This window comes from Staphylococcus sp. GDY8P198P (assembly GCF_017891615.1).
Taxonomy (GTDB): domain Bacteria; phylum Bacillota; class Bacilli; order Staphylococcales; family Staphylococcaceae; genus Staphylococcus; species Staphylococcus cohnii.
In genome coordinates this window covers 1-8,826 of the sequence record NZ_JAESJQ010000020.1, presented here as the reverse complement: position 1 = coordinate 8,826, position 8,826 = coordinate 1, and the positions used below count along the sequence as shown (strand labels likewise).

At 32.4% G+C, this 8,826-nt stretch carries 7 protein-coding genes; all 7 read left to right on the top strand.

The annotated features are described in order from the left end of the window. Positions 1–61 precede the first annotated feature (61 nt). The 7 genes from KA824_RS12190 to mobV all read left to right on the top strand — a co-directional run bounded on the left by KA824_RS12190 (position 62) and on the right by mobV (position 8,649). Positions 62–1,429, top strand: a complete 1,368-nt coding sequence (locus KA824_RS12190) for a helix-turn-helix domain-containing protein (protein WP_210133273.1) — start codon at positions 62–64, stop codon at positions 1,427–1,429. Positions 1,430–1,508: 79 nt separating this feature from the next. Continuing rightward, on the top strand, positions 1,509–2,012 hold the full coding sequence (locus tag KA824_RS12185; protein WP_210133272.1) for a DUF536 domain-containing protein: 504 nt from the start codon (positions 1,509–1,511) through the stop codon (positions 2,010–2,012). A gap of 178 nt (positions 2,013–2,190) precedes the next feature. Continuing rightward, on the top strand, positions 2,191–4,146 hold the full coding sequence (tet, locus tag KA824_RS12180; RefSeq protein WP_210133271.1) for a tetracycline resistance ribosomal protection protein: 1,956 nt from the start codon (positions 2,191–2,193) through the stop codon (positions 4,144–4,146). Positions 4,147–4,437: 291 nt separating this feature from the next. Then, entirely contained in the window at positions 4,438–5,199 is a 762-nt protein-coding gene (gene aadD1 / locus KA824_RS12175; protein WP_001014230.1) for an aminoglycoside O-nucleotidyltransferase ANT(4')-Ia, read from the top strand. A gap of 210 nt (positions 5,200–5,409) precedes the next feature. Further along, the gene (locus tag KA824_RS13050; protein WP_012779615.1) at positions 5,410–5,472 is read left to right on the top strand and encodes a tetracycline resistance efflux system leader peptide; all 63 of its coding nucleotides are present in this window, start codon (positions 5,410–5,412) and stop codon (positions 5,470–5,472) included. 33 nt (positions 5,473–5,505) lie between these two features. After that, positions 5,506–6,882, top strand: a complete 1,377-nt coding sequence (tet(L), locus tag KA824_RS12165; RefSeq protein WP_001574277.1) for a tetracycline efflux MFS transporter Tet(L) — start codon at positions 5,506–5,508, stop codon at positions 6,880–6,882. Between the two features lie 537 nt (positions 6,883–7,419). Then, positions 7,420–8,649, top strand: a complete 1,230-nt coding sequence (mobV, locus tag KA824_RS12160) for a MobV family relaxase (protein ID WP_210133270.1) — start codon at positions 7,420–7,422, stop codon at positions 8,647–8,649. The last annotated feature ends 177 nt before the right edge of the window (positions 8,650–8,826 follow it).

Here is an 8,826-nt window from a genome sequence, read left to right as displayed (position 1 = left end):
AAGTGTTCAAATACTGTATTGAGTAGTCTTTAGGGGTATTGTTTTAAAAGGGGTGATTTATATGAGTAATAATATAAAGAATAAGAAGAAGAATTATAAGGAAGTAGAAGAGTTATTGAGTTTTCATTATGAAGAAATAGAAGGAGAAGAATTTTATAGATATATATTCCCTAATAATCAAGATGAAGGAGAAATGCCGGCAGATTATTCTAAACCTAATGCTATTTATTTATATAAGGATTCTAAAGATGAGGGTACAGAAAGAAAGTTAAGAAGGAGAATAATGCTTAATGATACCTGGGAAGAAGACTATAAAGAGTTTGTAGAGAATAATCCTATGACCCTATGCTCAGGTTTAGCTTATAGAGGTCGTGTAAATCGTTTAGAGTATGCTCAGCAGATGAATGCTTTAGTCTTTGATCTTGATGCAGTAGGTAAAAATGAGTTAATGAATTTATTTTCAAGAATAGGTAAAAAACCAGGCCTTAGAACACTCCCTCAGCCGACTTTTATTGTAATGAGTGGTACAGGTCTTCATATTTACTATATATTTGAAAAACCGATTGCTTTATATCCAAATATTAAGCTTCAGATGAAGCAGTTAAAGTATGATTTGACCTTCAAGATGTGGGAGTATAAGGCAACTTCACAAGAAAAGCAGATACAGTATCAGTCAATCAATCAAGGATTTAGAATGGTTGGTTCTAGAAATGATAAATATGATTTACCAGTAAAAGCTTTTAAAACTGGAGAGAGAGTTACTTTAGACTATATTAACTCTTATGCAGATGAAGAAAAGAATAAAGTAGATATAAATGTGCCTTTTAGACCCACTCAATATAGTTTAGAAGAAGCAGAAGAAAAGTTTCCAGACTGGTATGAAAGAGTGATTGTTCAAGGAAATAAGAGAGCTAAGAAATGGGATATAAAGAGAGATCTATATGACTGGTGGTTAAGACAGTCTTATAAGGTTAAGGGTGGACATCGTTATTTTTATTTAATGTGTATGGCAATTTATGCTGTAAAGTGTAATATTCCGAAAAGTGAAGTTCGAGAAGATATGTATAAAATATTTGATGAATTAAAAGAAATAGAACATTCCAATCCTTTAGAAGAAGATGATATTAAATCGGCTTTAGAAACTTATGATAGACAATACTATAATTTTACCATTGATGACATTGTAAAATTAACAGATATTCCTATTGAAAAAAATAAAAGAAATTACAGAAAACAAGAGATACATTTAAAAGGTGCAAGAGCAATACAGGAAATAAATGATCCAGAAGGTAATTGGAGAAATCAAGAAGGCAGACCTTCAAAAGAAAATCTTGTCAAGGAATATATAGCGGAAAATCCTGATCATACCCCAACAGAAATAGCTAAAAACTTAAAAATTAGTCGTACAACAGTTTATAAATATATTTAGTGGAGTGTACAGCACTGTACAACAGCGTACAACGATTTGTACAGCATTATGATACAATGATTTATAAGTGAGGTGGCATATGAAGGAGAAAATTTATACAATAAAAAACTTGTGTAATGAATTAAATCAGCCAAGACAAAAGGTAAGAAGAAGGATTGAAAAGCTTGATATTAAGGCAATTAATGAAGATACGAGAATCCACGAAAATGAACCTCTGGAGTATGATCACCAAGCTTTTTTGAAATTAGCAAAAGAGTTTGATGTGCAGATCAATAATACAGAGTGTACAGCAAGTGTACAGCACCGTACAGCAAATGAACAGCACCGTACAGCAGAAGAAACAAGTAAAGATAAGCTAATAAAGGTGTTAGAAAAACAATTAGAAGAAGCGAATAAATCAAGAGCAAATTTAGAAAAACTTTTAGATCAACAACAACAATTAACTTTGGTTTCTAATAAAAAAATCGAATTATTAAGATTAGAACTTGAAGAAAAAGAATCAGAAAAACAGATTGATGAAGGAATAAATAAAGAAGAAATAAAAAAAGATGAAAAAAAGAAGTGGTGGCAATTTTTTAGATAGATATAAAGGAGAATGTGCAACAAATCTTTTGGGTTTAGTGATAATTTTAATAGTTAAAAGCTGATAACTTCTTACATAAAAGAGTAAGATTTTCAGAAGGCATAATCCCAAAAGAGTTTATAGAATAACAGGGGGAATATGGAACAAGAGATATGTTATATAATTATGGAGGTATAAAATGAAAATTATTAATATAGGAATCTTAGCACATGTTGATGCAGGAAAAACAACTGTTACAGAAGGTTTATTGTATAAAAGTAGTGCAATTAATAAAATAGGAAGGGTCGATAATGGTACAACAATAACAGATTCAATGGAACTGGAAAGAGATAGGGGGATAACTATACGAGCATCTACAGTTTCATTTAATTACAATGATACAAAGGTTAATATCATAGATACCCCCGGACATATGGATTTTATAGCTGAAGTCGAACGAACCCTGAGAGTGTTAGATGGAGCTGTTTTAGTAATTTCGGCGAAAGAAGGAATTCAAGTTCAAACCAAAATAATTTTTAATACTTTGGCGAAATTAAATATTCCAACACTCATATTTGTGAATAAAATAGACAGAAAGGGAGTATGTTTAGATGAAATATATACTCAGATAAAGAGGAAATTAACTCCTAATCTTGCAATAATGCAATCAGTTAAAATAAAAGATAAAGGTGATTTTGAATTGACAAATGTAAGGGATGATAAAGTAATTCAAAGTCAAATAATAGAGAAGTTACTGGATATAAATGATTATCTAGCAGAAAAATATATAAATGGCGATGTCATTACAGAAAAAGAGTATGATAATGTATTTCTGGATGAGGTAAATAGTTGCAATCTTTATCCTGTTTTGCATGGTTCTGCTTTAAAAGATATTGGGATTGATGAGTTGCTATTTGCTATTACAAACTATCTTCCTGTAAATAATGATAATATTACAGATAACCTATCTGCGTATGTTTATAAGATAGATAGGGATGAAGAATCGCGTAAGATTACTTTCTTAAGAGTATTCAGTGGGAATATAAAGACACGTCAAGAAGTTCCCATAAATGACACAGAGGAAACCTTTAAAATAAAAAGTCTGGAATCAATTATGAATGGAGAAATTGTAAAGGTAGATCAGGTTAATAGCGGGGATATTGCTATTATTTCTAATGCTAATTCTCTTAAAATAGGTGATTTTATTGGTGAGAAATATGATAGGGTTCTAGATATAAAGATAGCCCAACCAGCATTGAGGGCATCAATTAAACCTTATGATTTAAGTAAAAGAAGTAAACTGATAGGAGCGTTATTTGAATTAACTGAAGAAGATCCATTTCTAGATTGTGAAATTAACGGAGATACTGGAGAAATCATATTGAAACTATTTGGAAATATTCAAATGGAAATAATAGAATCACTACTTAAAAACAGATACAAAATAGATGCTAAATTTGGTGAATTGAAAACAATATATAAAGAACGACCTAAGAGAAACTCTAAAGCAGTAATCCATATAGAGGTTCCACCAAATCCTTATTGGGCATCTATTGGACTGTCAATAGAACCACTACCAATAGGGTCAGGATTATTATATAAGACAGAGGTGTCCTATGGATATTTAAATAATTCATTTCAAAATGCAGTAAAAGATGCTGTAGAGAAGGCTTGTAAAGAAGGGCTTTATGGATGGGAAGTTACAGACTTAAAGGTAACTTTTGACTACGGATTATACTATAGCCCGGTAAGTACCCCCTCTGACTTTAGGAATTTAACACCATATGTATTTTGGGAAGCTCTTCGAAAAGCAGGAACTGAAATATTAGAACCTTATTTAAAATATACAGTTCAAGTTCCAAATGATTTCTGCGGAAGGGTTATGAGTGATCTTAGAAAGATGAGGGCTTCTATTGAAGATATAATAGCCAAGGGAGAGGAGACAACTTTAAGTGGAAAGATACCTGTTGATACATCGAAGTCCTATCAGTCAGAATTGCTTTCCTACTCAAATGGGAAAGGTATTTTTATTACTGAGCCTTATGGTTATGATATATATAATGGTGAGTCTATAACTAATGATATTAGAAATAATGATAATGATAGTAGCAAAGAAGGACTGAGATATTTATTTCAGAAACAAAGTGAAATTTGAAAGGAGCTTAAGTGCAATTATCAGTTAAATATGGATAAAACCTATATCTATAAAGGTTTTCACCATATGTACAAAAAAATGAACCATGGGATAAACATCAATACGTAAAACAAGAAATGGTGGTAGTATATAACTATGGATACTAAATAAGGTTTTATATATATGCTATAGCAGAGGATACTTTAAGATCTTAGGAAGACGGGTTATTAATAGCTGAATAAGAACGGTGCTCTCCAAATATTCTTATTTAGAAAAGCAAATCTAAAATTATCTGAAAAGGGAATGAGAATAGTGAATGGACCAATAATAATGACTAGAGAAGAAAGAATGAAGATTGTTCATGAAATTAAGGAACGAATATTGGATAAATATGGGGATGATGTTAAGGCTATTGGTGTTTATGGCTCTCTTGGTCGTCAGACTGATGGGCCCTATTCGGATATTGAGATGATGTGTGTCATGTCAACAGAGGAAGCAGAGTTCAGCCATGAATGGACAACCGGTGAGTGGAAGGTGGAAGTGAATTTTGATAGCGAAGAGATTCTACTAGATTATGCATCTCAGGTGGAATCAGATTGGCCGCTTACACATGGTCAATTTTTCTCTATTTTGCCGATTTATGATTCAGGTGGATACTTAGAGAAAGTGTATCAAACTGCTAAATCGGTAGAAGCCCAAACGTTCCACGATGCGATTTGTGCCCTTATCGTAGAAGAGCTGTTTGAATATGCAGGCAAATGGCGTAATATTCGTGTGCAAGGACCGACAACATTTCTACCATCCTTGACTGTACAGGTAGCAATGGCAGGTGCCATGTTGATTGGTCTGCATCATCGCATCTGTTATACGACGAGCGCTTCGGTCTTAACTGAAGCAGTTAAGCAATCAGATCTTCCTTCAGGTTATGACCATCTGTGCCAGTTCGTAATGTCTGGTCAACTTTCCGACTCTGAGAAACTTCTGGAATCGCTAGAGAATTTCTGGAATGGGATTCAGGAGTGGACAGAACGACACGGATATATAGTGGATGTGTCAAAACGCATACCATTTTGAACGATGACCTCTAATAATTGTTAATCATGTTGGTTACGTATTTATTAACTTCTCCTAGTATTAGTAATTATCATGGCTGTCATGGCGCATTAACGGAATAAAGGGTGTGCTTAAATCGGGCCATATTGTTGTATAAGTGATGAAATACTGAATTTAAAACTTAGTTTATATGTGGTAAAATGTTTTAATCAAGTTTAGGAGGAATTAATTATGAAGTGTAATGAATGTAACAGGGTTCAATTAAAAGAGGGAAGCGTATCATTAACCCTATAAACTACGTCTGCCCTCATTATTGGAGGGTGAAATGTGAATACATCCTATTCACAATCGAATTTACGACACAACCAAATTTTAATTTGGCTTTGCATTTTATCTTTTTTTAGCGTATTAAATGAAATGGTTTTGAACGTCTCATTACCTGATATTGCAAATGATTTTAATAAACCACCTGCGAGTACAAACTGGGTGAACACAGCCTTTATGTTAACCTTTTCCATTGGAACAGCTGTATATGGAAAGCTATCTGATCAATTAGGCATCAAAAGGTTACTCCTATTTGGAATTATAATAAATTGTTTCGGGTCGGTAATTGGGTTTGTTGGCCATTCTTTCTTTTCCTTACTTATTATGGCTCGTTTTATTCAAGGGGCTGGTGCAGCTGCATTTCCAGCACTCGTAATGGTTGTAGTTGCGCGCTATATTCCAAAGGAAAATAGGGGTAAAGCATTTGGTCTTATTGGATCGATAGTAGCCATGGGAGAAGGAGTCGGTCCAGCGATTGGTGGAATGATAGCCCATTATATTCATTGGTCCTATCTTCTACTCATTCCTATGATAACAATTATCACTGTTCCGTTTCTTATGAAATTATTAAAGAAAGAAGTAAGGATAAAAGGTCATTTTGATATCAAAGGAATTATACTAATGTCTGTAGGCATTGTATTTTTTATGTTGTTTACAACATCATATAGCATTTCTTTTCTTATCGTTAGCGTGCTGTCATTCCTGATATTTGTAAAACATATCAGGAAAGTAACAGATCCTTTTGTTGATCCCGGATTAGGGAAAAATATACCTTTTATGATTGGAGTTCTTTGTGGGGGAATTATATTTGGAACAGTAGCAGGGTTTGTCTCTATGGTTCCTTATATGATGAAAGATGTTCACCAGCTAAGTACTGCCGAAATCGGAAGTGTAATTATTTTCCCTGGAACAATGAGTGTCATTATTTTCGGCTACATTGGTGGGATACTTGTTGATAGAAGAGGTCCTTTATACGTGTTAAACATCGGAGTTACATTTCTTTCTGTTAGCTTTTTAACTGCTTCCTTTCTTTTAGAAACAACATCATGGTTCATGACAATTATAATCGTATTTGTTTTAGGTGGGCTTTCGTTCACCAAAACAGTTATATCAACAATTGTTTCAAGTAGCTTGAAACAGCAGGAAGCTGGTGCTGGAATGAGTTTGCTTAACTTTACCAGCTTTTTATCAGAGGGAACAGGTATTGCAATTGTAGGTGGTTTATTATCCATACCCTTACTTGATCAAAGGTTGTTACCTATGGAAGTTGATCAGTCAACTTATCTGTATAGTAATTTGTTATTACTTTTTTCAGGAATCATTGTCATTAGTTGGCTGGTTACCTTGAATGTATATAAACATTCTCAAAGGGATTTCTAAATCGTTAAGGGATCAACTTTGGGAGAGAGTTCAAAATTGATCCTTTTTTTATAACAGGAATTCAAATCTTTTTGTTCCATTAAAGGGCGCGATTGCTGAATAAAAGATACGAGAGACCTCTCTTGTATCTTTTTTATTTTGAGTGGTTTTGTCCGTTACACTAGAAAACCGAAAGACAATAAAAATTTTATTCTTGCTGAGTCTGGCTTTCGGTAAGCTAGACAAAACGGACAAAATAAAAATTGGCAAGGGTTTAAAGGTGGAGATTTTTTGAGTGATCTTCTCAAAAAATACTACCTGTCCCTTGCTGATTTTTAAACGAGCACGAGAGCAAAACCCCCCTTTGCTGAGGTGGCAGAGGGCAGGTTTTTTTGTTTCTTTTTTCTCGTAAAAAAAAGAAAGGTCTTAAAGGTTTTATGGTTTTGGTCGGCACTGCCGACAGCCTCGCAGAGCACACACTTTATGAATATAAAGTATAGTGTGTTATACTTTACATGGAAGGTGTGTCCGTACATATCAAGAAAGGAGTTGTTATTTATGTCAATGATTGTTGCTAGAATGCAGAAAATGAAAGCTGAAAATTTAGTAGGAATTGGAAACCATAATCAAAGAAAAACAAAAAATCATTCTAATCCTGATATAGATACTTCTCTTTCAAAACTGAATTACGATTTAGTAGATCGTACTCAAAATTATAAAACTGATATTGAAAATTTTATAAATGAAAATAAAACTACTACCAGGGCAGTTAGAAAAGATGCAGTTTTAGTTAATGAATGGATTATTTCAAGTGATAAAGATTTTTTTGATAATCTAACTGAAAGTGAAATAGAGAATTTTTTTGAAAGGTCAAAAGATTATTTTGCTGAAAAATTTGGAGAGAAAAATATTCGATATGCAACTGTTCATTTAGATGAAAGCACTCCACATATGCATATGGGTATTGTTCCCTTTGATAAAGATAATAAATTAAGTGCTAAGAGAGTTTTTAATCGACAAGCTCTTCGTGATGTTCACGAAGAATTGCCTAAGTACTTACAAGATTTTCAATTTGAAATTGAAAGAGGACAAAAAGGATCTGAAAGAAAAAATTTAACTGTTCCAGAATTTAAAAAATTAAAAGAAGAAGAAAGAGAAATAAAAAAAGAATTAGAAATAAAAAAAGATGAATTAATGGCTTACACAAAAGAAAATAAAATTGATAAAGAAATTGATATAACACCAATAAAAGAAATGGAAGATGTGGAGATTGAAACTGATGAGAAATCTCTATTTGGAATAACTAAAACTAAAACAGTTAGACAATGGACTGGCAATATAGTTTTATCTGAAAAAGACTATTTAAAATTAAGGCAAAAAGTCAATAAAGGAAAACAAGCAGAAGGAAAATTAGAAGCTATTTTAGAAACTGATGTTTACCAGGAAAACAAAGAGCTAAAAAATGAATTAAAAGATCAGATAGATAAAAATGATAAAGATATTGATGATTATAATGATCTTGTTAAAAGATATAATAATTTATATGAAGAAAATACTTCTTTAAAGAACCAGATTGGCGATTTAAAAGAAGAAATTAAGTTAATATACCAATCTACTAAAAGATTCTTTAAAGACCGTATAAGCGATTTTAAAGCCTTTAAAGAAGTATTTAAAGAGTTAGCTGATAGTATATCTAATATATCAAGAGAAAAGGGATTAGATAGTAGTTTCAAGAAAGAATTTGATAGAGAAAACAAGAAAAAGCGAACTAAAGGAATGAGTCGATAATTTTAGTATATGCTGTATACTCTGTAAACATTGTATACAGAGTAAATTGAGTAAACAGCGTATACACAATAAAAATGTTCATTTATCTATTGATAATCTAAGTCCCCTTAGTAGTCTTTAGGGGTATTGTTTTAAAAGGGTTAGAATTATGATATACTAAAAGTGTTCAAATACTGT

Coding starts and splice junctions, on each gene's coding strand:
- KA824_RS12190 (WP_210133273.1), top strand. CDS start 62: ATGAGTAATAATATAAAGAATAAGAAGAAGAATTATAAGGAAGTAGAA.
- KA824_RS12185 (WP_210133272.1), top strand. CDS start 1,509: ATGAAGGAGAAAATTTATACAATAAAAAACTTGTGTAATGAATTAAAT.
- tet (WP_210133271.1), top strand. CDS start 2,191: ATGAAAATTATTAATATAGGAATCTTAGCACATGTTGATGCAGGAAAA.
- mobV (WP_210133270.1), top strand. CDS start 7,420: ATGTCAATGATTGTTGCTAGAATGCAGAAAATGAAAGCTGAAAATTTA.